Origin of the sequence: Pseudomonas inefficax, from assembly GCF_032164165.1 — a bacterium.
GTDB classification, from domain to species: Bacteria; Pseudomonadota; Gammaproteobacteria; order Pseudomonadales; family Pseudomonadaceae; genus Aquipseudomonas; species Aquipseudomonas inefficax.
This window is the reverse complement of record NZ_CP134401.1, coordinates 1,263,286-1,284,708: the sequence shown is the minus strand read 5'-3', so window position 1 is coordinate 1,284,708 and position 21,423 is coordinate 1,263,286. Positions and strand designations below refer to the sequence as shown.

General features: G+C 63.7%; 20 protein-coding genes. 10 read left to right on the top strand and 10 right to left on the bottom strand.

The window, feature by feature from the left end; genetic code table 11:
• Positions 1-158: 158 nt before the first annotated feature.
• The 4 genes from RIN61_RS05705 to RIN61_RS05690 all read left to right on the top strand — a co-directional run bounded on the left by RIN61_RS05705 (position 159) and on the right by RIN61_RS05690 (position 2,785).
• Complete coding sequence (locus tag RIN61_RS05705) at positions 159-851, top strand: PA1041 family peptidoglycan-binding anchor lipoprotein (RefSeq protein ID WP_087500242.1); 693 nt, start codon at positions 159-161, stop codon at positions 849-851.
• Between the two features lie 89 nt (positions 852-940).
• Positions 941-1,660, top strand: coding sequence for a PA1041 family peptidoglycan-binding anchor lipoprotein (locus RIN61_RS05700; RefSeq protein WP_313856171.1), 720 nt, complete (start codon positions 941-943; stop codon positions 1,658-1,660).
• Between the two features lie 98 nt (positions 1,661-1,758).
• A complete protein-coding gene (locus RIN61_RS05695; RefSeq protein ID WP_023663398.1) occupies positions 1,759-2,034 on the top strand; it encodes a DUF1145 domain-containing protein in 276 nt (91 codons plus the stop codon).
• Positions 2,027-2,785: a collagen-like protein gene (locus RIN61_RS05690; protein WP_313856168.1), complete on the top strand. Its 759-nt coding sequence runs from the start codon at positions 2,027-2,029 to the stop codon at positions 2,783-2,785. Before RIN61_RS05695 ends, RIN61_RS05690 begins: the two co-directional genes overlap by 8 nt.
• Positions 2,786-2,903: 118 nt before the next feature.
• On the opposite strand, the gene RIN61_RS05685 is transcribed toward RIN61_RS05690, so the two are convergent.
• Positions 2,904-3,368, bottom strand: a complete 465-nt coding sequence (locus RIN61_RS05685; RefSeq protein WP_112250643.1) for a CopD family protein — start codon at positions 3,366-3,368, stop codon at positions 2,904-2,906.
• 98 nt (positions 3,369-3,466) lie between these two features.
• Here RIN61_RS05685 and dinG point away from each other — a divergent pair, with 98 nt between their 5' ends.
• The 5 genes from dinG to pdxH all read left to right on the top strand — a co-directional run bounded on the left by dinG (position 3,467) and on the right by pdxH (position 11,042).
• Complete coding sequence (gene dinG, locus RIN61_RS05680) at positions 3,467-5,611, top strand: ATP-dependent DNA helicase DinG (RefSeq protein ID WP_112250645.1); 2,145 nt, start codon at positions 3,467-3,469, stop codon at positions 5,609-5,611.
• Positions 5,612-5,691: 80 nt separating this feature from the next.
• Positions 5,692-7,926 (top strand): beta-galactosidase, encoded by a 2,235-nt coding sequence (locus RIN61_RS05675; protein WP_313856165.1) that lies wholly within the window; start codon positions 5,692-5,694, stop codon positions 7,924-7,926.
• Positions 7,927-8,153: 227 nt separating this feature from the next.
• Positions 8,154-9,299, top strand: coding sequence for a serine hydrolase domain-containing protein (locus tag RIN61_RS05670; protein ID WP_112250649.1), 1,146 nt, complete (start codon positions 8,154-8,156; stop codon positions 9,297-9,299).
• A gap of 99 nt (positions 9,300-9,398) precedes the next feature.
• Positions 9,399-10,376 (top strand): OmpA family protein, encoded by a 978-nt coding sequence (locus RIN61_RS05665; protein ID WP_112250651.1) that lies wholly within the window; start codon positions 9,399-9,401, stop codon positions 10,374-10,376.
• 18 nt (positions 10,377-10,394) lie between these two features.
• The gene (gene pdxH / locus RIN61_RS05660; RefSeq protein WP_112250653.1) at positions 10,395-11,042 is read left to right on the top strand and encodes a pyridoxamine 5'-phosphate oxidase; all 648 of its coding nucleotides are present in this window, start codon (positions 10,395-10,397) and stop codon (positions 11,040-11,042) included.
• Positions 11,043-11,184: 142 nt separating this feature from the next.
• On the opposite strand, the gene RIN61_RS05655 is transcribed toward pdxH, so the two are convergent.
• The gene (locus RIN61_RS05655) at positions 11,185-11,418 is read right to left on the bottom strand and encodes a hypothetical protein (protein WP_112250655.1); all 234 of its coding nucleotides are present in this window, start codon (positions 11,416-11,418) and stop codon (positions 11,185-11,187) included.
• 146 nt (positions 11,419-11,564) lie between these two features.
• On the opposite strand from RIN61_RS05655, the gene RIN61_RS05650 reads away from it, so the two are divergent.
• Positions 11,565-12,029 carry an outer membrane lipoprotein gene (locus RIN61_RS05650; protein WP_013973925.1) on the top strand — a complete coding sequence of 155 codons (465 nt, stop codon included), beginning with the start codon at positions 11,565-11,567 and terminating at the stop codon, positions 12,027-12,029.
• Between the two features lie 68 nt (positions 12,030-12,097).
• Here the strand turns inward: RIN61_RS05650 and nhaA are convergent, their stop codons facing one another.
• The 8 genes from nhaA to RIN61_RS05610 form a co-directional block, all read right to left on the bottom strand.
• A complete protein-coding gene (gene nhaA, locus RIN61_RS05645; RefSeq protein ID WP_112250659.1) occupies positions 12,098-13,273 on the bottom strand; it encodes a Na+/H+ antiporter NhaA in 1,176 nt (391 codons plus the stop codon).
• Positions 13,274-13,584: 311 nt separating this feature from the next.
• A complete protein-coding gene (locus tag RIN61_RS05640) occupies positions 13,585-15,192 on the bottom strand; it encodes an NAD(P)/FAD-dependent oxidoreductase (RefSeq protein ID WP_046614721.1) in 1,608 nt (535 codons plus the stop codon).
• Positions 15,193-15,295: 103 nt separating this feature from the next.
• Positions 15,296-15,970 carry a COG3650 family protein gene (locus RIN61_RS05635; RefSeq protein WP_025340360.1) on the bottom strand — a complete coding sequence of 225 codons (675 nt, stop codon included), beginning with the start codon at positions 15,968-15,970 and terminating at the stop codon, positions 15,296-15,298.
• 240 nt (positions 15,971-16,210) lie between these two features.
• Complete coding sequence (locus tag RIN61_RS05630; RefSeq protein ID WP_013973921.1) at positions 16,211-16,912, bottom strand: ABC transporter ATP-binding protein; 702 nt, start codon at positions 16,910-16,912, stop codon at positions 16,211-16,213.
• Complete coding sequence (gene livG, locus RIN61_RS05625; protein WP_025340358.1) at positions 16,913-17,680, bottom strand: high-affinity branched-chain amino acid ABC transporter ATP-binding protein LivG; 768 nt, start codon at positions 17,678-17,680, stop codon at positions 16,913-16,915.
• Positions 17,677-18,933, bottom strand: a complete 1,257-nt coding sequence (locus RIN61_RS05620) for a high-affinity branched-chain amino acid ABC transporter permease LivM (RefSeq protein WP_112250662.1) — start codon at positions 18,931-18,933, stop codon at positions 17,677-17,679. The genes livG and RIN61_RS05620 overlap by 4 nt, the downstream gene beginning before the upstream one ends.
• The gene (gene livH, locus RIN61_RS05615) at positions 18,930-19,853 is read right to left on the bottom strand and encodes a high-affinity branched-chain amino acid ABC transporter permease LivH (protein ID WP_025340356.1); all 924 of its coding nucleotides are present in this window, start codon (positions 19,851-19,853) and stop codon (positions 18,930-18,932) included. The genes RIN61_RS05620 and livH overlap by 4 nt, the downstream gene beginning before the upstream one ends.
• A gap of 186 nt (positions 19,854-20,039) precedes the next feature.
• Positions 20,040-21,155 (bottom strand): branched-chain amino acid ABC transporter substrate-binding protein, encoded by a 1,116-nt coding sequence (locus tag RIN61_RS05610; protein WP_112250663.1) that lies wholly within the window; start codon positions 21,153-21,155, stop codon positions 20,040-20,042.
• Positions 21,156-21,423: the final 268 nt, after the last annotated feature.

Genomic DNA, 21,423 nt, shown 5'->3' with positions numbered 1-21,423 from the left:
GGCAATCCTCGTTGAAGTCGTCCAAGACTAGCGGGCCGCAGCGTGCGGGCAAAGAGGCATGTGATTGTGTCGTGGCTTATTGCTGGCAGGGATCAAATGCTCGGTCTTTAATCCCTGAGATCGGCCTTATGCCGATTCCCCCTAGGAGAAGCAATGAAATGAGCATAGTACGCACAGCGATACCCCTGGTTCTGCTCACCAGTGTGTTGACTGGTTGTGCAGGTTTGCAAAAGACCGACTGGCCGAAGTGTGCTGCCGTCGGGGGTGTAGGCGGCGCTGCCCTGGGCGCCATCGAGAGCTCCAGCTGGGCTGGTTGGGGCGCGTTGCTGGGCGGTGGCCTGGCGGCGGGCTATTGCTGGGCCCATGGCGATGGCGACGAGGATGGCGACGGCGTACCGGACAGCCGTGACAAGTGCCCTGGCACCCCGCGCGGTGTGCAGGTCGATGCCAACGGCTGCCCGCCGGAGCCGGCCGCGGTGGTTGAGGAAGTGGTGGTGCAGAAGGAAGAAGTCATCGTCATCCGCGATGTGCACTTCGAGTTCGACTCTGCGCGCCTGACCGCCAGCGACAAGGAGCGCCTCAACACCATTGCCACGCGCCTGAAACAGGAGGCGCCGTCCGCCCGCCTGAGCGTCAGCGGCCATACCGACAGCGTTGGCTCCGACAGCTACAACCAGAAACTGTCCGAGCGCCGTGCCCATTCGGTGACCGATTACCTGGTCGAGAGCGGTGTGCCGCGCAGCAGCTTCGTGTCGGTGGTCGGTGCCGGTGAAACCCAACCGGTGGCAGACAACGCCACGGCCGATGGGCGTGCCATGAACCGCCGTACCGAGATCAAGATCCAGCGGTAGAACGGCGTGCGCCCGTGCCTTGAGCAGTGGCACGGGCGTGTCTTCACGGCGCTCAGCCGTTCGTGGCCAATGACACAGGAGCATTCAGCATGAGTGTGACGTCGAAGGCGGCGCTGCCGCTGTTGGTGGCTGCCAGCCTGCTCGCGGGCTGCGCCACCCACAGCGATGGCAGCGCGCCGCTCAACCAGAGGACCTGGCCCATCTGCAGCCTGCTCGGCGGCCTGGTCGGTGGTGGCCTGGGCGCCATCGAAAGTTCGACCTGGGCGGCTGGCGGCGGTGCCCTTGGCGCCATTGCCGGGGGCCTGATCTGTTACGCCCAGGATGGCGACGAAGATGGCGATGGCATTTTCGATCGCCGCGATCGTTGCCCCGATACCCCCGCCAACACTGCGGTCGACCACATGGGTTGCCCGTTGAAGGTGTACCCCGCATCACAGCCCGCCACTGAACCTGAACCCTCGCCAGAGGTGATCATCCTGGATGACAACGGCGCGGTGATGTTCGCCTTCGATTCTGCCCAGCTGACCCCGGCGGCCCAGCAGCGCCTGCAAGGCCTGGTGGCGAAGCTCGATTCACCGACGGTGGCGAAAGTAAGCGTGATCGGGCATACCGACAACGTGGGCTCCGACAGCTACAACCAGGCACTTTCCGAACGCCGCGCCAGCAGCGTGGCCGTTTACCTGATCAGCCAGGGGCTGGAGGCGGGCAAGGTCACCAGCCAAGGGCGCGGCGAGAGTGAACCGCTCACCGACAACGAAAGCGAGGAGGGCCGCGCCCGCAACCGACGGGTGGAACTGCACCTCAACTGAGTGGTGCTGGCGCCTGTCCTGGCATTGCAGTTAATGTTGGTCGCACGGCCCGCTCGAACGGGCCGTCTCGACATAACAACAATTCATGGGGGCGGGATATGAGGTTCATCCTGGGCTTGGGCAAGGTCCTGACTGTCGCTTTCTGGGGGGTGGTGCTGTTCAATCAGTTGATGCCACAACCTTTGCCCTTCAACCTGCTGATCAACGCCGCCGGCATCACCTTGCTGGGCTTGCACCTGCTCGAAGTGCTGTTCTTCAATGGCAGCCTGCGCGGGCGCAGCCACCGCTGGTTCGATCGTCTGCAGATCCTGTTGACGGGTATCTTCCATGTCATGTCCATCCCCCGTGTGCAGGAGGCGCCGCGAAATGCGTAATCTGATGTTAATGGCCATGTTGGCTGCTCCACTGGCCCAGGCCGAAAGCCTGGAAGTCGCTGCCAATTCCATGCTGCGCCTGCCCGACAAGTCGGCCAGCGTGCATCTTGCACAGCTGCGTGTCGCCGATGCTGCAACCCTGCTGCTGCCTGCCACGCTCGCCGAATTGAAGGTCGACCAGCTGGAGCTGGGGCGCGATGCGCGTATCGCCATTGCACCGTCCGATAGCCCGCTGCTGATCGAGGCGCGCAGCGCGCGGCTGGGTGAGGGCAGTGAATTCAGTGCGCCGGGAGCGGCGGGCACTTATCAGCGGGGAGCCCGGTCCGGCCGCAGCCTGGACCTGAAACTGGCGGAAGTGGACGCCGAACGCCTGGCTATCGATGCCCGTGGCGGTGCCGGTGCGCCGGGGTACGCGGGGCTCGATGGTGCCAACGGCCAGGCCGGTGGCTGCACCTGGGGCCAGGCCAGCCGCGGTGCCAACGGCGATGACGGCGGCAACGGGCACGATGGTGCGCCGGGTGGGCGCGTCCGCCTGAGCCTACCGCAGGGCTTCCCGCAGGAACGTGTCGTTGTGCGCCTGGACGGCGGCGCGCCGGGCCAGGCCGGGGCTGCCGGCAAGGCCGGTAAAGGCGGGGCCAGCAAGGGTTGCCTGGTGTACCGCACAGACGCCGGTGCCAACGGCCGGGCGGGGCAGCCGGGCCAGCCTGGGTTGGCGGGGGCTGCAGGTGAGCTGATTCTGCAGCGCTTGTGAAAACCTGTACTGGCCCTATCGCCGGCAAGCCAGCTCCCACTGCGACCGCATCGGCTGCAAGCCATGTGCAGTACCTGTGGGAGCTGGCTTGCCGGCGATAGGGCCGGTGCAGGCAATATCAGAGCATCAGCCGCGAACTGGCCACTGCGACCACGGCCAGGCCCAGCAGCAGGTTGATCCCCACCATCCGCCGAATCCGCCCCAGCACCGCCGCACCTGCCGACCAGTCCTCGGCTTGCACAGCAGCCCTCAGCTCCGGCAACAGCAACGCCTGGATGCGCATGAAAAGGGCAAACATGGCGATGCCCCCACCGATCATCACATGCACGTACTTCGGCGCAGTCTCGAAGCCGCTGAAGCGCATGTGCAACATGCCGATACCACTTATCGCCAAAATCGCCACCGCCAGCCAGACCCAGCCGAAGAAGCGTCGGAAAACTTCCACCCACAGGCGCAGCCGGGCAGGCCCTTCAAGGGCTGCAACCGTTGCCGGGCGCAGTACCAGCCAGGCGAAGAACATGCCGCCGACCCACACCAGGGCGGCCAGGACATGCAATGTGTAGGGCAGGGCAAAGGCAAGCATGCGGATCTCCATGCGGCATAAAGGGCAATAGCGGGGTATGATAGCCGCCCCATGCGCAACACTGAAAATATATCCAGCCCTCCGGGCGCCTGCAGACCATGATCAGCAACGAACTCAAAGCCACCATCCAGGGCGCCTATACGCGTTTTCTCGAAGCCAAGAGCCTCAAGCCGCGCTATGGCCAGCGCCTGATGATTGCCGAAGTGGCCAAGGTGCTCGGCGACATTGCCTGCGACGAAGAAGGCCGCCGTGCCGGCGAGCCTGCCGTGGTGGCAGTGGAGGCGGGCACCGGTACCGGCAAGACGGTGGCCTACAGCCTGGCTGCGATTCCGGCCGCCAAGGCCGCCGGCAAGCGCTTGGTGATCGCCACCGCCACCGTGGCGCTGCAGGAGCAGATTGTCTTCAAGGACCTGCCCGACCTTATGCGCAACAGCGGGCTGAACTTCAGCTTCGCTCTGGCCAAGGGCCGTGGCCGCTACCTGTGTCTGTCCAAGCTCGACATCCTGCTGCAGGAGGGCCATGCCCAGTCGGCCACCGCCCAGCTGTTCGAGGAAGAAGGCTTCCACATCGAAGTCGACGAGCGCAGCCAGAAGCTGTTCAACAGCATGATCGAGAAGCTTGCCGGCAACCGCTGGGACGGTGACCGCGACAGCTGGCCCGAAGCCCTGGAGGACCAGGACTGGGCGCGCCTGACCACCGACCATAGCCAGTGCACCGGCCGTCATTGCCCGAACTTCCAGCAGTGCGTGTTCTACAAGGCACGCGAAGGCATGGGCAAGGTCGATGTGATCGTCACCAACCACGACATGGTGCTGGCCGACCTGGCCCTTGGCGGCGGCGCGGTGTTGCCTGACCCGCGCGACACCATGTACGTGTTCGACGAAGGCCACCACCTGCCGGACAAGGCCATCGGCCATTTCGCTCACTATTCGCGCCTGCGCTCCACTGCCGACTGGCTGGAGCAGACCGCCAAGAACCTGACCAAGCTGCTGGCCCAGCACCCGCTGCCCGGTGACCTGGGCAAGTACATCGAGCAGGTGCCGGAGCTTGCGCGGGAAGTGCGCACCCAGCAGCAGTTCATGTTCACCCTGTGCGAGCAGGTTGCCGACTTCCGCCCCAGCGAGGACAACGAAGGCCGTGAGCGCCCGCGCTACCGCTTCGAAGGTGGCGTGGTGCCAGAGCAGATTCGCGAAGTGGGCATCGAGCTGAAAAAGGGCTTTGCCCGCCTCAACGACCTGTTCACCCGCCTGGCCGACCTGCTCAAGGAAGGCATGGACGGTGAAGTCAACATCGGCATCGCCAGCCACCAGGCCGAGGAGTGGTACCCGCTGTTCGGGAGCCTGGTCACCCGTGCCCAGGGCAACTGGGAGCTGTGGACGGCCTTTACCGCCGAAGACCCGGAAGACAGCCCGCCCATGGCTCGCTGGCTGACCCTGGCCGAGAGCGGCGCGCTGTTCGACATCGAAGTCAATGCCAGCCCCATTTTGGCTGCCGAAATGCTTCGCCGCAGCCTGTGGAGCGTGGCCCATGGCGCGCTGGTGACCTCGGCAACCCTGACCGCGCTGGGCAAGTTCGACCGCTTCCGCATGCGCTCGGGGTTGCCGCGTGACGCGGTCACCTGCGTGGTGCCCAGCCCGTTCGTGCATGGCGATGCCGGCCTGCTGCGGGTCCCCGACCTCAAGGCCGACCCGCGCGATGCGGCGGCGCATACCGCTGCGATCATTCGCGAACTGCCGAACATTGTCGAAGATGCCCGCGGCGCGCTGGTGCTGTTCTCCTCGCGCAAGCAGATGCAGGATGTGTTCGATGGCCTGGACCGTGACTGGCGCAAGCTGGTGCTGATCCAGGGCAACCTGTCCAAGCAGGAAACCCTGAACAAGCACAAGGCGCGGGTCGACGATGGCCAGCACAGCGTGCTGTTCGGCCTGGCCAGCTTTGCCGAGGGGGTCGACCTACCGGGGGCTTACTGCGAGCATGTGGTGATCGCCAAAATTCCCTTTGCCGTGCCCGATGACCCGGTCGAAGCTGCATTGGCCGAGTGGATCGAGGCTCGCGGCGGCAACCCGTTCATGGAAATTGCCGTGCCCGACGCCTCGCTGCGGCTGATCCAGGCCTGCGGCCGCCTGCTGCGAACCGAACAGGATCGCGGTGTCATCACCTTGCTTGACCGGCGCCTGGTTACCCAGCGCTACGGCAAGGCTATTCTCAATGCGCTGCCGCCGTTCCGGCGGGAGATTTCCTGACCGCCGGAGCACTTGCTCCGGCGCGTTGTCCATTACTCAGTCGCGGGCCATGAGGGCCCTTGAAGGAGAGCCCCAGCCTTATGGTCCGCCGTACCCTGCCCGCCGTTTTCGCCTTGTTGTTCAGCTCGCCCTTGCTGGCTGGGCAGCAGACGCTGTTCAGCTTCGTGCGCCCGGCCTCGGTGGTCAACGTGGCGACCGAAAACGCCGGCATGCCGCAGTACAATGCGGAGCAGACGGCCGAAGGCGAAGTGTTGCGGCGCGTGGTGTTCAACCCGGCCCAGCGGCCGACCCTGCGCCTGAGCCCGCAAAGCGGTGTGTGGGACTGGTCCGGTGGGCAGTTCCTGACCTTGCGCCTGCAAAGCGCGATGGATTGGGCGCTGACGGTGGATGTCACGGTGCAAGGCAGTGATGGGCGCATGTTGACCAGCCGCATTGACCTTCCGGCCGGTCCTGCACAAACCGTGATGGTACCGCTGACGGCCAGCTCGCCGCTGAGTCAGGGCATGCGCGCCGGCCCGCCCATGCCCTGGAACCATGGCGGCCAGCGCCTGCTGCTGACCAGCAGCGCCGGCGCGGTCGACCTCAAGCAGGTGGCGTCGGTCAGCCTGAGTATCCCCAACCCCAACGTGGCGCAGAACCTGCTGATCGAACGTGTGGGCATCCAGGATGACGACCAGCCCTACAAGGCGGCCTATCAGGAGCTGATCGATGCCTATGGCCAGTCCACCCGCGGCCATTGGCCAGAAAAGGTTGCCAATGACGAGCAGCTCAAGGCGGCCGATGCGCGCGAACAGCAACAGCTCAAAGGCTGGCTGGCAGAGCGCGGCAAACAGCAGCTGGACGCATACGGTGGTCTGCTGGCTGGCCCGGCGTTCGAGGCCAAAGGCTTCTTCCGCACCGAAAAGCGTGACGGCCGCTGGTACCTGGTAACGCCCGAGGGGCATCCGTTCTATTCCCTGGGGGTGAATGCAGTGGCTGCGGATGGCGGGCGTACCTACGTTGCCGGGCGTGAGGGGATGTTCAAGGCGTTGCCGGGCGAAGGTGATGCACTGGCAGCATTCTATGGTGATGGCAACAACGACGATGGCAACCCTTCGTCGCAAGGGCGTAACTTCAAGCAAGGGCGCTGGTTCGACTTCTATGCCGCCAACCTGCAACGCACCCATGGCAAATCTTGCCCGCCCGCAGTAGAAGGGCAGCCGGCCAGTTGCCCGCCATTGGCGCTGGATACCGCCCGCTGGCAGGCGCATGCGCTCGACCGCCTGCAGGCCTGGGGTTTCAACACGGTAGGCAACTGGAGCGAGCCGGCTCTGGGCCAGGCCAGGCGCATGCCATACACATTGCCGCTATCGATCGTGGGGGATTACGCCAGCATCAGCACCGGCATGGACTGGTGGGGCCGCATGCCCGACCCGTTCGACCCGCGTTTTGCCATGGCCACCGAGCGCGCCGTGGCAATCGCCGCCCGCGATCACCGCGACGACCCCTGGCTGATCGGCTATTTCGCCGACAACGAACTGGCCTGGGCCGCCCCAGGTAACGACCCAAAGGCGCGTTATGGCCTGGCCTACGGTACCTTGCGCCTGACCACCGATGTACCGGCCAAGCGCGCCTTCCTCAAGCAGTTGCGTGACAAGTACCGCAACCAAGAAGGGCTGTCCAAGGCCTGGGGGATCGAGCTGGCGGCCTGGGAACTGATGGAGGACCCGGGCTTCGAGGCACCGTTGCCCAACCCGGAGCACCCGGAAATCGAGCGTGACTACCAGCACTTCCAGCAGGTGTTCGCCGAAACCTATTTCAAAACCATTGCCGACTCGTTGAAGTGGCATGCGCCCAATCACTTGCTGCTGGGCGGCCGCTTTGCCGTCAGCACGCCGGAGGCGGTCAAGGCCTGCGCCGAATTCTGCGATGTGCTCAGCTTCAACTTCTATACCCTCAAGCCGCAGGACGGCTACGACTTCGCCCGCCTGGCCGAGCTGGACAAGCCGGTGTTGGTGTCCGAGTTCCAGTTCGGCTCGCGCGATCGCGGGCCGTTCTGGCCGGGGCCGCTGGAAGTGGCGCGGGAAGAAGACCGTGGCCCGGCCTACGGCAATTTCCTCAAGGCGGCGCTGGCGCAGCCGATGATCGTTGGCGCGCACTGGTTCCAGTACCTCGACCAGCCGGCCAGCGGCCGCCTGCTCGATGGCGAGAACGGCCACCTCGGGTTGGTGGCGATTACCGATATGCCATACCCAGGGTTTGTCGATGCCGTGCGCAAGAGCAACTTGCAGGCAATGAGCCAGCTGCGCGCCCAGCTGGAAAAGCCGACGCCCTAGCCCAGGTTGACGCGGTCTTTTTGTGGGAGCGGCCTTGCGTCGCGAAAGGACTGCGGAGCAGTCCCCTGATTTCAGCGGCGCTGCATAAATTGCCGGGGCTGCTGCGCAGCCCATCGCGACACAAGGCCGCTCCCACAGTGACCACCCAGCCCAAGCCAGTTTGCAAAACTCGCAACTACTGAAACAATGCACACCATTTTCGGAATTGGTCGTACGGAGAACAGCGGGTGCAGATCCAGGGTCACTATGAGCTGAAGTTCGAAGCAGTGCACGAGGCCTTCGCCGCGCTGTTCGATGATCCCCAGGAGCGTGGCGCCGCGCTGTGCATCCAGGTCGGTGGCGAAACCGTGGTCGACCTGTGGGCCGGCAGTGCCGACAAGGATGGCCAGCAGGCCTGGCACAGCGACACCATCGCCAACCTGTTCTCCTGCACCAAGACCTTCACCGCCGTCACTGCCCTGCAACTGGTTGGCGAGGGCAAGCTGGCCCTGGATGCCCCGGTGGCCAACTACTGGCCCGAGTTTGCCCAAGCAGGCAAACAGGCGATCACCCTGCGCCAGCTGCTCAGCCACCGTGCCGGCTTGCCGGCCATCCGTGAGTTGCTGCCGGCCGAGGCGCTGTATGACTGGCAGACCATGGTCGATGCGCTGGCTGCCGAAACGCCCTGGTGGACACCCGGCACCGAGCACGGCTATGCCGCCATTACCTATGGCTGGCTGATTGGCGAGCTGATCCGCCGTGCCGACGGCCGTGGCCCCGGCGACTCGATCGTGGCCCGTACCGCTCGGCCCCTGGGGCTGGATTTTCATGTCGGCCTGGCAGACGATGAGTTCCATCGCGTAGCGCATATCGCCCGTGGCAAGGGCAACGCCGGCGACGCTGCGGCCCAGCGCCTGCTACAGGTGACCATGCGCGAGCCAGAGGCACTGTCGACCCGTGCCTTCACCAACCCGCCGGCGATCCTGACCAGTACCAACAAGCCGGAGTGGCGGCGCATGCAGCAGCCAGCGGCAAATGGCCATGGCAATGCGCGCAGCCTGGCGGGCTTCTATGCCGGGTTGCTGGACGGTAGCCTGCTCGAATCCGAACTGCTCGACGAACTGACCCGAGAGCACAGCCTCGGCCAGGATCGCACCCTGCTTACCCAGACCCGTTTTGGCCTGGGCTGCATGCTCGACCAACCCGATGTGGCCAACGCCACGTTCGGCCTCGGGGCCCGCGCCTTCGGCCACCCAGGCGCTGGTGGCTCGGTCGGTTTCGCTGACCCGGAGCACGATGTTGCCTTCGGTTTCGTGGTCAATACCCTTGGCCCTTATGTGCTCATGGACCCGCGAGCCCAGAAACTGGTACGTGTCCTTGCCAGTTGCCTTTGATCGGGTAATGCGGGTATTGCCCCATCCCTTTGACTATCCTCAATGCCAACGCCTGAAGTGCGTAGGCAAAATTTCTTTCTATTTCATGGTGTATCGCTGATGTCTTCACACAAAACCTTAGCACTCGCCCTGTGCCTGACCGCCGTTACCGGCTGCGCCAGCCACCCCCAGGACGGCTCGAAGGACAGCGCCTCGAGCTGGTGGCCTTTCGGTTCGGACAAGGTTGCCGAGCAGGAAGTGAAGCAAGCCGTCACGGAAAACGTGGCCAAGGCCGACGCCAAGTCCGACAGCGCCAGCCGTTGGTGGTGGCCGTTCGGCGGTGAAGATAAGCAGGCAAAGGGGCCGGTGGTACCGAAGATCGACCAGAAGGCCACCCAGGCCTGGCTGGACGAGTACGAGCCCAAGCTGCGTGAGGCGATCAAGGGCAGCAAGCTGGAGCTGGAGCGCCGTGACAACGTGCTGGCTGTAACCATCCCGGTGGACAGTTCGTACAACCCCGATCGTCCTAACATGCTGCTGCCGATGACCCTGGGCCCGATTACCCGGGTGGCCAAGACTGTCGAGGGCGATGCCAAGACCGCCGTGCTGGTGCTTGGCCATGCCGACAGCAGCGGTGTCGCTGCCGCCAACCAGAAGCTCAGCCTGGAGCGCGCCGCTTCGGTATCGGCCATCTTCCGCCTCAGCGGCCTGCAGCGTGACCGCCTTAACCTCAAGGGCATGGGCTCGGAAATGCCGCGCGCCGCCAACGACAGCGCCGAGGGCCGCGCCCTTAACCGCCGTGTGGAAATGCTGTTGACCCCGCAGAACACCATGGTCGCCCTGCTGGCCAAGTACCAGCAAGCCGCCCCGGCGCGGGCCCCGATGGTGGCGGCGCAGGATGTCAAGGCGCCTGCCGTCAAGGCTGCCGACAGCAAGCCGGCCACCAAGGCTGCGGCGAAGAAGCCTGTTACAAAAGCCAAGGCCAAGGCGCCCGCCAAGACCACGGCCAAGAAAAAAGCCGCGCCGGCCAAGCCCGTCGCCAAGAAAGCTACCACTGACAAGAAAGTAGCTGCCAACAGCCCTGCGAAGACCAACTGATCGTCAAGGAACGCAGCAATGACCCAATCCCTGGCAGATATGCGCCGCGACTACACCCGTGATGGCCTGGCCGAAGCCCAGGCTCCGGGGGAGCCGTTCGCCCTGTTCCACCAGTGGTTCGCCGATGCGGTGAAAACCGAGCAGGCACCGGTGGAAGCCAACGCCATGACCTTGGCCACTGTCGATGCTGAAGGCCGCCCTCACTGCCGTATCTTGCTGCTGAAGGGGCTCGATGAGCGTGGTTTCACCTTCTTCACCAACTACGATAGTGCCAAGGGCCAGCAACTGCTGGTCAATCCTTTCGCCGCCATGACCTTCTTCTGGCCTGCGCTGGAGCGCCAGGTGCGCATCGAAGGGCGGGTGGAAAAGGTCACGCCCCAGGAGTCTGACGCGTACTACCAGGTGCGCCCGCTGGGCAGTCGCCTGGGGGCTTGGGCGTCGCCGCAGAGCCAGGTGATTGCCGGTCGCGAGGAACTGGAGGGGCTGGTCAAGGCCACCGAGGCGCGCTTCTCCGACACCCAGCCGCATTGCCCGGAGCATTGGGGTGGGTATCGGTTGCTGCCTGAGCGTATCGAGTTCTGGCAGGGGCGGGCCAGCCGCCTGCATGACCGACTGAACTACCGCCTGGTGGATGGGCAATGGCTGCGGGAGCGGTTGGCGCCCTGAGATTGTCGGGGCCGCTTTGCGGCCCTTTCGCGACACAAGGCCGCTCCTACAGGGGATCGCGGTCCCGGCAACTGACGCGGCCCCCTGTAGGAGCGGCCTTGTGTCGCGAAAGGGCTGCGCAGCAGCCCCCGCATTCCATCAGCTACCCCGAATACCCCGCAGCCTCCCGCTCCAACCACCCCGCCAACTGCTTGCGCCCCACCTTCTCCACCCGTGCCTGCTCCAGCCGTTGCAGCATATAAGCGCGTTTTCGAGGGTCCGCCCCAGCCAGCGACAATGCCAGATCACGGTCCATCCAGCGGCGCATGCGCACATAAAGCCACCAGTGGAAGTACAGCCCCGCAACGGTGGTGACCACGACGATGAAGTAATCCATGGCTATCCTTGGTCTCACTTGAAAGGCCTCGACACAGCTACGCAGGCTGTCCGTTGGCTGAATGAAAACAATTTTATTACGTTTGTACCGTGACAGCCGTCAACGTGCAGCGTCTAATGAGCACCTGACTTATGGAGACTTTACCCATGCGTAAATCCGCTTTGCTGGTGGCGACCTTTACCACCATGTCGCTGTTGCTGGGTGGCTGTGCCTCGAGCCTGACCGGTGACAGCTACTCCCGTGATGAGGCCCGCCGCGTGCAAACCGTGCGCATGGGCACCATCGAGTCCTTGCGTCCGGTCAAGATCGAGGGCACCAAGACCCCGATCGGTGGTGGCGCGGGCGCCATCGTCGGTGGCGTGGCCGGCAGCGCCGTGGGTGGTGGCCGTGGCAGCATCGTTGCTGCCGTGATCGGTGCTGTTGCCGGTGGCCTGGCCGGTTCCGCCGCCGAAGAAGGCCTGACTCGTACCCAGGGTGTCGAAATCACCGTGCGTGAGGATGATGGCAGCATGCGTGCCTATGTGCAGGCCGTGCAGCAGAACGAGATCTTCCGCGTTGGCGACCGCGTGCGCATCATGACCGTTGATGGCACCAGCCGCGTCACGCACTGACCGTAGCCGAACAAGAAAAACCCCGACATGGCGTTCGCCAGTCGGGGTTTTTTCATGCTGCGGCAAGGTCAGCCGACGTTGGGCTTGCGGCTGGCCATGGCGGTTACCGCATAGCCGATCACGGCGGCGAAGAACGAGCCGGTGAGAATGCCCATGCGGTCCATCCCGGCGTAATCACTGCTGCCAGGCACAAAGGCGAGCGAGCCAACGAACAGGCTCATGGTGAAGCCGATACCGCAAAGTATCGCCACACCCAGCAATTGCCCCCAACTGGCGCCGGCAGGCAGCGCGGCCAGGCGTAGCTTGATCGCGACCCAGGTCAGGCCGAAGACACCCACGGTCTTGCCCAGCAGCAGCCCGACGGTGATGCCCAGTGGCACCGGGTGGGTGAAGCTTTCTACGGTCATGCCTGCCAGCGATACACCGGCATTGGCAAAAGCGAACAGTGGCAGGATGGCGTAGGCGACCCAGGGATGCAGGGCGTGTTCCAGGGCAAGCAGTGGCGAGCGTTCGGCATGGCGCGTGCGCAGCGGGATGCACAAGGCCAGGGCAACACCGGCCAGAGTGGCATGCACGCCGCTCTTGAGCACGCAGACCCAGAGGATCAGGCCAACGACCATGTACGGCCCAAGCTTGACCACACCAAGCCGGTTCATGGCCACCAGCACTACCAGGCAGGCGGCGGCCAGCAGCAGTGACACGCTCGACAGGGTACCCGAGTAGAACAGGGCAATGACGATGATCGCACCCAGGTCGTCGATGATCGCCAGGGTCATCAGGAACAGTTTCAGCGACACCGGCACGCGCTTGCCCAGCAGGGCCAGTACGCCGAGGGCGAAGGCGATGTCGGTGGCGGTAGGGATCGCCCAGCCGGCCACGGCTGCCGGGTTGTCACGGTTGATGAACCAGTAGAGCAATGCCGGGATCACCATGCCGCCCACGGCGGCGGTGGCAGGCAGGATCACCTGGGAGGGCTTGGACAGGTGGCCGTCGACCACCTCGCGCTTGACCTCCAGGCCGATGAGCAGGAAGAACAGCGCCATCAGGCCGTCGTTGATCCACAGCAGCAGCGGTTTGGCGATTTGCAGCGCGCCGACCTGGACGGCGACGGGCACGTCGAGCAGGCCGCTGTACAGGTAGGAAAGCGGCGAATTGTTGATGACCAGGGCCAGGATGGCTGCAGCGATCAGCAACAGGCCGCTGGCGGCTTCGAGCTGGAAGAAGCGGGTGAACAGGCTACGCACGGGCTATAGGCTCTCCATGAGCAGTTAAGATGGAACGGGCATACACCCTAGCCTGTGACGATATGCTTTCAAACAAAAACTATATTCGTTTTTGTTATATGGTGTTACTGGCTGGGCTGAGGGAAGCCTAGATGCAGATGGGGAAGGAAGGGGGAGGGGAAGTCTGATATTTGCTGTGGATTTTTCTGATGTCTGCAGTGGCCCTTTCGCGGGTAAACCCGCTCCCACAGGTACTTCACAGTCTTCAATACCTGTGAAGTACCTGTGGGAGCGGGTTTACCCGCGAAGAGGCCCTGGCATGTAACAAAGGATCAGAGGCCGAGCATATCCCGCGCCACCGCCTCGGCAATGCGAATCCCATCGACCCCCGCCGACAGGATCCCGCCTGCATACCCGGCCCCTTCACCCGCCGGGAACAGCCCCTTCAGGTTCAGGCTCTGGAAGTCCTCACCGCGGGTAATGCGCAGCGGCGACGAGGTGCGGGTCTCGATCCCGGTCAGCACTGCATCATGCAGGTTGTAACCCTTGATCTGCCGGTCGAACGCCGGCAGTGCCTCGCGAATGGCCTCGATGGCAAAGTCCGGCAGGCTCGGCGCCAGGTCGCCCAGGGTCACGCCCGGTTTGTAGGACGGCTCGACACTGCCCAGCGCAGTCGACGGTCGGCCGGCGACGAAGTCACCCACCAGCTGCGCCGGGGCCTGGTAGTTGCTGCCGCCCATCACGTAGGCGTGGGCTTCCAGGCGTTCCTGCAGCTCGATGCCGGCCAGCGGGCCGCCCGGGTAATCGCGCTCGGGGTCGATGCCGACGACAATGCCGGAGTTGGCGTTGCGCTCGTTACGCGAGTACTGGCTCATGCCGTTGGTAACCACCCGGCCTGGCTCGCTGGTGGCGGCGACCACAGTGCCGCCCGGGCACATGCAGAAGCTGTACACCGAACGGCCATTCTTGGCGTGGTACACCAGTTTGTAGTCGGCGGCACCGAGTTTCGGGTGGCCGGCGTACTTGCCCAGGCGCGCCTTGTCGATCAGCGTTTGCGGGTGCTCGATACGGAAGCCCACAGAGAAGGGCTTGGCTTCCATGTACACGCCCTTGGCGTGCAGCATGCGGAAAGTGTCGCGAGCACTGTGGCCCAGGGCTAGTACCACATGGCGCGAGTGCAGCTGTTCGCCGCTCTCCAGCACTACGCCGGTCAGTTGCCCATCCTCGATCAGCAGGTCGGTGACCTTCTGCTGGAAGCGCACCTCGGCGCCGAGGGCGATCATGTCCTGACGCATCTGCTCGACCATGCCAGTCAGGCGGAAGGTACCGATGTGCGGCTTGTTGATATACAGGATCTCATCCGGCGCACCGGCCTTGACGAACTCTTCCAGCACCTTGCGGCCGTGGTGCTGCGGGTCCTTGATCTGGCTGTACAGTTTGCCGTCGGAGAAGGTACCGGCGCCGCCTTCGCCGAACTGCACGTTGGATTCCGGGTTGAGCACGCTCTTGCGCCACAGGCCCCAGGTGTCCTTGGTGCGCTGACGCACTTCCTTGCCGCGCTCGAGGATGATCGGCTTGAAGCCCATCTGTGCCAGCAACAGGCCGGCGAAGATGCCGCACGGGCCGAAGCCGACCACGATCGGGCGTTCCTGCAGATCGGCAGGGGCCTGGCCGACGAACTTGTAGGTTACGTCTGGCGCCGGGCCAATGTTGCGATCGTCGGCGAATTTGCTGAGCAGTTCGGCTTCGTTGCTGGCTTCCAGGTCGATGGTGTAGATGAACAGCAGTTCGCTGTTCTTCTTGCGCGCATCGTAGCTGCGCTTGAACAGGTTGAAGCTGAGCAGTTGCTCGTCGCGGATGCCCAGGCGCTGGACGATGGCTTCACGCAGGGCTTCGTCGGGATGGTCCAGGGGCAGCTTCAGTTCGGTGATTCGTAGCATGGCAGGGTCCAGTATCCCGGCCATGGGCGGCCGGCGGCTTTACACAAACCGCCAAGTATAAGCTGTTCGCCGCCCGGACTGGCAGGATAAAAGCGCCCGGCGATCAGTTGTCGCGTGCGCCGCCGTAGTAGCCGCAGCCCTGCAGGGTCTTGCCGTCAATGCGCAGTTCGGCGCGCAGGTGGTGGATGGCACCGGTGGCGGTATCCACGCAGCGTTGTGGCGCGACCCACAGCTCCACGTGCTGGCCGTTGGCTTCGCTGGTCAGGGTCAGGCCGCCGCCGGGCACTTCTTCTTCCAGGAAGGGCAGGGGCAGGGGTTCCTGGCCGACGCGGTTGAGCACCATGCCTTTGCCGCTGGCCTTGATGTCCCATTCCGGTTCGTGGCCGTTGGCGCGCAGGGTCAGCTGCTTGAAGTTGGGGTCTTCACAGGCGCGGGTGGAAGGTTCCAGGCGGTAAAGGCGGCGTACTTCCAGCTGGCCGTCGTTGTTGGCCTGCCTGCTGCCGGTGAGGCGGCCACGGACGTCGGCGAACAGCTTGTCGTTGGCATCCTTGGCGAGGTTGGCGGCTTCCTGCAGGATGCCGGTGGCGGCGACGTCGTTGATCACGAAGGTACGGTTTTCGCTGCACGGCTTGAACAGCAGCTGGCCACCGGCGGCACGCAGCTCGCCCTGCATGCGCGTGGTGCCGATGTTCGGGTCGCTGGGGGCGTCAGCCATCAGCTGGCAGCCGGCGAACAGGGGCAGCAGGGCGGTGAGCAGCAGGGTGGGAGTGAGGCGCATGGGGCGGGCTCCGGGGGAATCTTTTGCCAAGGAGCTGGCCACGTTACTCAGGCTTTGCCGGGATCACAAGTTTTCGGTCAACTGTGCTGGCTTCTTCGCGGGTAAACCCGCTCCCACAGGGGTAGCGCAAGGCTTGAGTGTGGCGCCGTACCTGTGGGAGCGGGTTTACCCGCGAAGAGGGCTGCACAGGCGACACAAAACCGGCAGGCAGAAAAAAGGGCCCGAAGGCCCTTTTCCCGATCACCCCCCCAGGTACGCGTCGCGCACCTTCGGGTCGGTCAGCAGTGCTTCACCTGTCCCTTGCATCACCACCCGGCCGTTCTCCAGCACGTACGCCCGATCAGCAATCTTCAGCGCCTGGTTGGCGTTCTGCTCCACCAGGAACACCGTCACGCCATCACGGCGCAGCTGTTCGATGATGTCGAAGATCTGCTGGATGATGATCGGCGCCAGGCCCAGCGAGGGCTCGTCGAGCAGCAGCAGCTTGGGCTTGCTCATCAGCGCCCGGCCAATGGCGAGCATCTGCTGCTCGCCACCGGACATGGTGCCGCCACGCTGGATATAACGCTCCTTCAGGCGCGGGAACAGCTGCAGCACCTTGTCCAGTTGCTCCTGGTAATCGCCCTTGTCGGTGAAGAAACCACCCATTGCCAGGTTTTCCTCGACGGTCAGGCGGGAGAACACACGGCGGCCTTCCGGCACTACCGCGATGCTCTTGCGCATGATGTGCGAGGACGGCTGGCCGACCAGTTCTTCACCCAGGTACTTGATGCTGCCGCTGTGCGCCTGCGGCGAGCCGCACAGGGTCATCAGCAAGGTCGACTTGCCGGCACCGTTGGCGCCGATCAGGGTAACGATCTCGCCCTGGTTGATCTCCACGTTGACGCTGTGCAGCGCCTGGATCTTGCCGTAGAAGGTGGAAACGTTTTCGAACTTCAGCATTTACGCTTCCCCCAGGTAGGCTTTGATCACGTCAGGGTTGTCGCGGATCTCTTCCGGCGTGCCGTGGGCCAGTGGGGTGCCCTGGTTGATCACCACGATATGGTCGGAAATGCTCATCACCAGCTTCATGTCGTGTTCGATCAGCAGCACGGTGACGTTGTGTGATTCGCGCAGGTAGGCGATCAGCGCCTTGAGGTCTTCGGTCTCCTTCGGGTTCAGGCCGGCTGCCGGTTCGTCGAGCATGATGATGCGCGGCTGGGTCATCATGCAGCGGGCGATTTCCAGGCGGCGCTGTTGGCCGTAGGCGAGGGTGCCGGCGGTACGGTTGGCGAACTCGGTCAGGTTGACCTTCTCCAGCCAGTACTGGGCGCGCTCCATGGCCTCCTTCTCGCTGCGGCGGAAGTTCGGGGTCTTGAACAGGCCGGCGAAGAAGTTGGTGTTCAGGTGGCGATGCTGGGCGATCAGCAGGTTTTCCAGCGCAGTCATTTCCTTGAACAGGCGCACGTTCTGGAAGGTCCGCACCACGCCCTTGCGGGCGATCTGGTGCCCGGCCAGGCCCTGGATCGGCTGGCCATCGAGCAGGATGGTGCCGCCGCTGGGCTTGTAGAAGCCGGTCAGGCAGTTGAACACCGTGGTCTTGCCGGCGCCGTTCGGGCCGATCAGTGCCACCACCTGTTTTTCCTTGACGGTCAGGCCCACGCCGTTGACCGCCAACAAGCCGCCGAAGCGCATGCTCAGGCCGCTGACTTGCAGAATTTCACGGCTCATCGATGCAGCTCCATGTGTGGTCGTTGCATAGGCAGCAGGCCCTGCGGACGCCAGATCATCATCAACACCATCAGCGCACCGAACATCAGCATCCGGTATTCGCTGAACTCACGCATCAGCTCGGGCAGCAGGATCATCACGATGGCCGCGAGAATCACGCCCAGTTGTGAGCCCATGCCGCCAAGCACGACGATGGCGAGGATGATCGCCGACTCGATGAAGGTAAACGACTCCGGCGTCACCAGGCCCTGGCGCGCAGCGAAGAAGCTGCCGGCGAAACCGGCGAAGCAGGCGCCCAGGGTGAATGCCGAGAGCTTGATCACGGTCGGGTTCAGGCCCAGTGCACGGCAGGCGATCTCGTCTTCGCGCAGGGCTTCCCAGGCGCGGCCGATCGGCATGCGCAGCAGGCGGTTGATAACGAACAGCGCCAGCAGGGCCAGCAGCAGAGCCACCAGGTAGAGGAAGATGACCTTGTTGATCGAGTTGTATTCCAGCCCGAAGAACTCGTGGAAGGTCTGCATGCCCTCGGCGGCACGGCGTTCGAAGGTCAGGCCGAAGAGCTCCGGCTTGGGGATGTTGCTGATGCCGTTGGGGCCGCCGGTCCAGTCGGTGAGGTTACGCAGGAACAGGCGGATGATCTCGCCGAAGCCGAGGGTCACGATCGCCAGGTAGTCACCGCGCAGGCGCAGCACCGGGAAGCCGAGCAGGAAGCCGAAGGTAGCGGCCATCAGGCCGGCGATCGGCAGGCATACCCAGAAGCTCCAGCCCAGGTAGTGCGAGAGCATGGCATAGCTGTAGGCGCCGACGGCGTAGAAGCCGACGTAACCGAGGTCGAGCAGGCCTGCCAGACCGACCACGATGTTCAGGCCCAGGCCCAGCAACACGTAGATCAGGATCAGCGTGGCAATGTCGACTGCACCGCGCGAACCGAAGAACGGCCACACCAGTGCCGCGACGATCAGGCCCAGGATCACGTAGCGCTGGGTCTTCGGCAGGGTCAGGTAGTTGCTGACGGCCGGCGGGATCAGCTTGCGATCCGAACGGCGGCCCATCACCGAACTCCACTGCTTGTCGAACAGCACACGCAGGAACATCAGCACCGAACACACGGCAATGATGCTGATAGTGAACGAGCCCTGGCTGTGCACCACTAGGCTGATGCCGTCGATGCTCAGTTTCAGGCCCAGTACCGGGAAGGCCACGGCCCATACCAGCAAGGCGCTGAAGAACGCCTGTTTGAGATTTCTGTTCATACTTTTTCAACCTCCGGGCGGCCCAGGATGCCGGTCGGCCGGAATAGCAGGACAAGAACCAACAAGCCGAATGCCACCACGTCCTTGTACTGGTCGCCGAAGATATCGGCACCGAACGCTTCGGCCACGCCCAGCACCAGCCCGCCGAGCATGGCGCCCGGAATGCTGCCGATGCCACCCAGCACCGCCGCGGTGAAAGCCTTCAGGCCCACCAGGAAACCGGCGTTGGGGTTGATCACCCCGTACTGCATGCTCAGCAGCACGGCCGCCACCGCCGCCAGGGCGGCACCGATGACGAAGGTGAGGGCGATGATGTTGTTGGTGTTGATGCCCAGCAGGTTGGCCATCTTGATGTCCTCGGCACAGGCGCGGCAGGCGCGGCCCAGGCGGGAACGGGAGATGAACAGGGTGAGGCAGGTCATGGCCACCAGGGTGACCACGAACACCAGGATCTGCATGTAGCTGATCAGTACTTCCTCCGCGCCACCCGGCCCGAACGAGAAGCTTCCGGGGATCAAGTTGGGGATGGACTTGTCCTTGGAGTCTTGCGACAGCAAGACGGTGTTCTGCAGGAAGATCGACATGCCGATGGCGGAAATCAGCGGGATCAGGCGGTTGCTGTTGCGCAAGGGGCGGTAGGCAACCCGTTCGATGCTGTAGCCATAGGCACTGGTGACGAAGATCGTCGCGACGAAGGCGACGGTCATCAGGATCGGCAGCGAATGGATACCCATCATGGCCAGGCCCGCCAGGGCGATGAAGGCCACGTAGGAACCGATCATGTACACCTCGCCGTGGGCGAAGTTGATCATGCCAATGATGCCGTACACCATCGTGTAGCCGATGGCGATCAAGGCATAGGTGCTGCCGATGGTCAATCCATTAACCAGTTGTTGGAAGAAATGGTAGATCTCAGGCATTACAGCGCTCCTAAAAACCTGATTTGCATTTCGCTGGCGGGGGTACGGCCAGGAAACCGCGGGTGACGGTTTTAAGATTTTCAGGTGAACCCGCCCCCGGATCGCGGGGATCAGGCCCATGAACCTCGTAAAACAAAGCCCACTGCTCGCACAGTGGGCTTCTACGGTCAGCTATTAGTCACGCAGTTACTGAGGGGAGACTTCGGTCTTCGGCTTGCCGAAGTGCCATTCGTAGACCACGAACTTGAAGTCTTTCAGGTCGCCTTTGGCGTCGTAGGACAGATCACCGGTCGGGGTCTTGAAGGTGCCGGCGTGGATGGCCTCGGCCACCTTCTCGGCGTCTTCGGACTTGGCGGCCTTGATGCCCTGGGCGATCAGCTCGACAGCCGAGTAGGCCGGGAACACGAACGGGCCGCTTGGGTCCTTGCCGTCAGCCTTGATGGCGTCGACGATCTTCTTGTTCGCAGGGTCCGCGTCGAACGACTTCGGCAGGGTCACCAGCAGGCCTTCGGAGGCGTTCTGGGCGATCTGCGAGATGGAGTCGTTACCCACGCCTTCCGGGCCCATGAACTTGGCTTTCAGGCCTTTTTCCTGGGCTTGGCGCAGGATCAGGCCCAGCTCTGGGTGGTAGCCGCCGTAGTAGACGAAGTCGACGTTGTTCTGCTTGAGCTTCTGGATGATCGAGGAGAAGTCCTTGTCACCGGCGTTCAGGCCTTCGAACACGGCAACCTTGGTGCCTTTGCCTTCCAGAGTCTGCTTGACCGCGGTAGCGATGCCTTCACCGTACTGCTGCTTGTCGTGCAGGACGGCGACTACCTTCGGCTTGACGTGGTCGGCGATGTAGTTGCCGGCAGCCGGGCCCTGGGCGCTGTCCAGGCCGATGGTACGGAAGATCAGCTTGTAGCCACGGGCGGTGATTTCCGGGGAGGTGGCGGCCGGGGTGATCATGATCACGCCTTCGTCTTCGTAGATGTCGGACGCAGGCTGGGTGGAGCTGGAGCACAGGTGACCGATGACGAACTTGACGCCGTCGTTGACCACTTTGTTGGCGACTGCAACGGCCTGTTTAGGATCGCAGGCGTCGTCGTATTCCTTGGCTTCGAGCATCTTGCCATCCACGCCGCCCGCGGCGTTGATATCCTTGATGGCTTGCTTGGCGCCGATGAACTGCATGTCGCCGTACTGGGTTACAGGGCCGGTCTTGGGGCCTGCAATCCCGATCTTGATGGTATCGGCGGCAAACGAATGGCTGGCTACCCCTGCCAGAACCATTGCGGCGAACAGCTTGGAAATCTTGATCATAGTGCTCCACTCATTCTGTTGTAATTCTTATAGTCCTGGCGGCCAGGGCTACAGACCGGGCGGGATTTGCGGCGTGGCCATGCCAACGCGCAAGCCCACCTTCCCCCGGAACATGTCCCGGAACTGTACCGGTACAGTGTAGAGCGCTGCCCGAGCGCTTGAAAAGCGGTCGAAAAGTGCCTGCTTCCTGGGTTGTCGCATGGTCGACACAAAGATACAGAAAGGCGCCATCAAACTGCCTGCATCTGCGACCCCGCCCCACAAGTTT

Bases quoted from the DNA above. Each gene is read 5' to 3' on its own strand.
- RIN61_RS05705 (WP_087500242.1), top strand. From the start codon at position 159: ATGAGCATAGTACGCACAGCGATACCCCTGGTTCTGCTCACCAGTGTG.
- RIN61_RS05700 (WP_313856171.1), top strand. From the start codon at position 941: ATGAGTGTGACGTCGAAGGCGGCGCTGCCGCTGTTGGTGGCTGCCAGC.
- RIN61_RS05695 (WP_023663398.1), top strand. From the start codon at position 1,759: ATGAGGTTCATCCTGGGCTTGGGCAAGGTCCTGACTGTCGCTTTCTGG.
- RIN61_RS05690 (WP_313856168.1), top strand. From the start codon at position 2,027: ATGCGTAATCTGATGTTAATGGCCATGTTGGCTGCTCCACTGGCCCAG.
- RIN61_RS05685 (WP_112250643.1), bottom strand. From the start codon at position 3,368: ATGCTTGCCTTTGCCCTGCCCTACACATTGCATGTCCTGGCCGCCCTG.
- dinG (WP_112250645.1), top strand. From the start codon at position 3,467: ATGATCAGCAACGAACTCAAAGCCACCATCCAGGGCGCCTATACGCGT.
- RIN61_RS05675 (WP_313856165.1), top strand. From the start codon at position 5,692: ATGGTCCGCCGTACCCTGCCCGCCGTTTTCGCCTTGTTGTTCAGCTCG.
- RIN61_RS05665 (WP_112250651.1), top strand. From the start codon at position 9,399: ATGTCTTCACACAAAACCTTAGCACTCGCCCTGTGCCTGACCGCCGTT.
- pdxH (WP_112250653.1), top strand. From the start codon at position 10,395: ATGACCCAATCCCTGGCAGATATGCGCCGCGACTACACCCGTGATGGC.
- RIN61_RS05655 (WP_112250655.1), bottom strand. From the start codon at position 11,418: ATGGATTACTTCATCGTCGTGGTCACCACCGTTGCGGGGCTGTACTTC.
- RIN61_RS05650 (WP_013973925.1), top strand. From the start codon at position 11,565: ATGCGTAAATCCGCTTTGCTGGTGGCGACCTTTACCACCATGTCGCTG.
- RIN61_RS05640 (WP_046614721.1), bottom strand. From the start codon at position 15,192: ATGCTACGAATCACCGAACTGAAGCTGCCCCTGGACCATCCCGACGAA.
- RIN61_RS05635 (WP_025340360.1), bottom strand. From the start codon at position 15,970: ATGCGCCTCACTCCCACCCTGCTGCTCACCGCCCTGCTGCCCCTGTTC.
- RIN61_RS05630 (WP_013973921.1), bottom strand. From the start codon at position 16,912: ATGCTGAAGTTCGAAAACGTTTCCACCTTCTACGGCAAGATCCAGGCG.
- livG (WP_025340358.1), bottom strand. From the start codon at position 17,680: ATGAGCCGTGAAATTCTGCAAGTCAGCGGCCTGAGCATGCGCTTCGGC.
- RIN61_RS05620 (WP_112250662.1), bottom strand. From the start codon at position 18,933: ATGAACAGAAATCTCAAACAGGCGTTCTTCAGCGCCTTGCTGGTATGG.
- livH (WP_025340356.1), bottom strand. From the start codon at position 19,853: ATGCCTGAGATCTACCATTTCTTCCAACAACTGGTTAATGGATTGACC.
- RIN61_RS05610 (WP_112250663.1), bottom strand. From the start codon at position 21,155: ATGATCAAGATTTCCAAGCTGTTCGCCGCAATGGTTCTGGCAGGGGTA.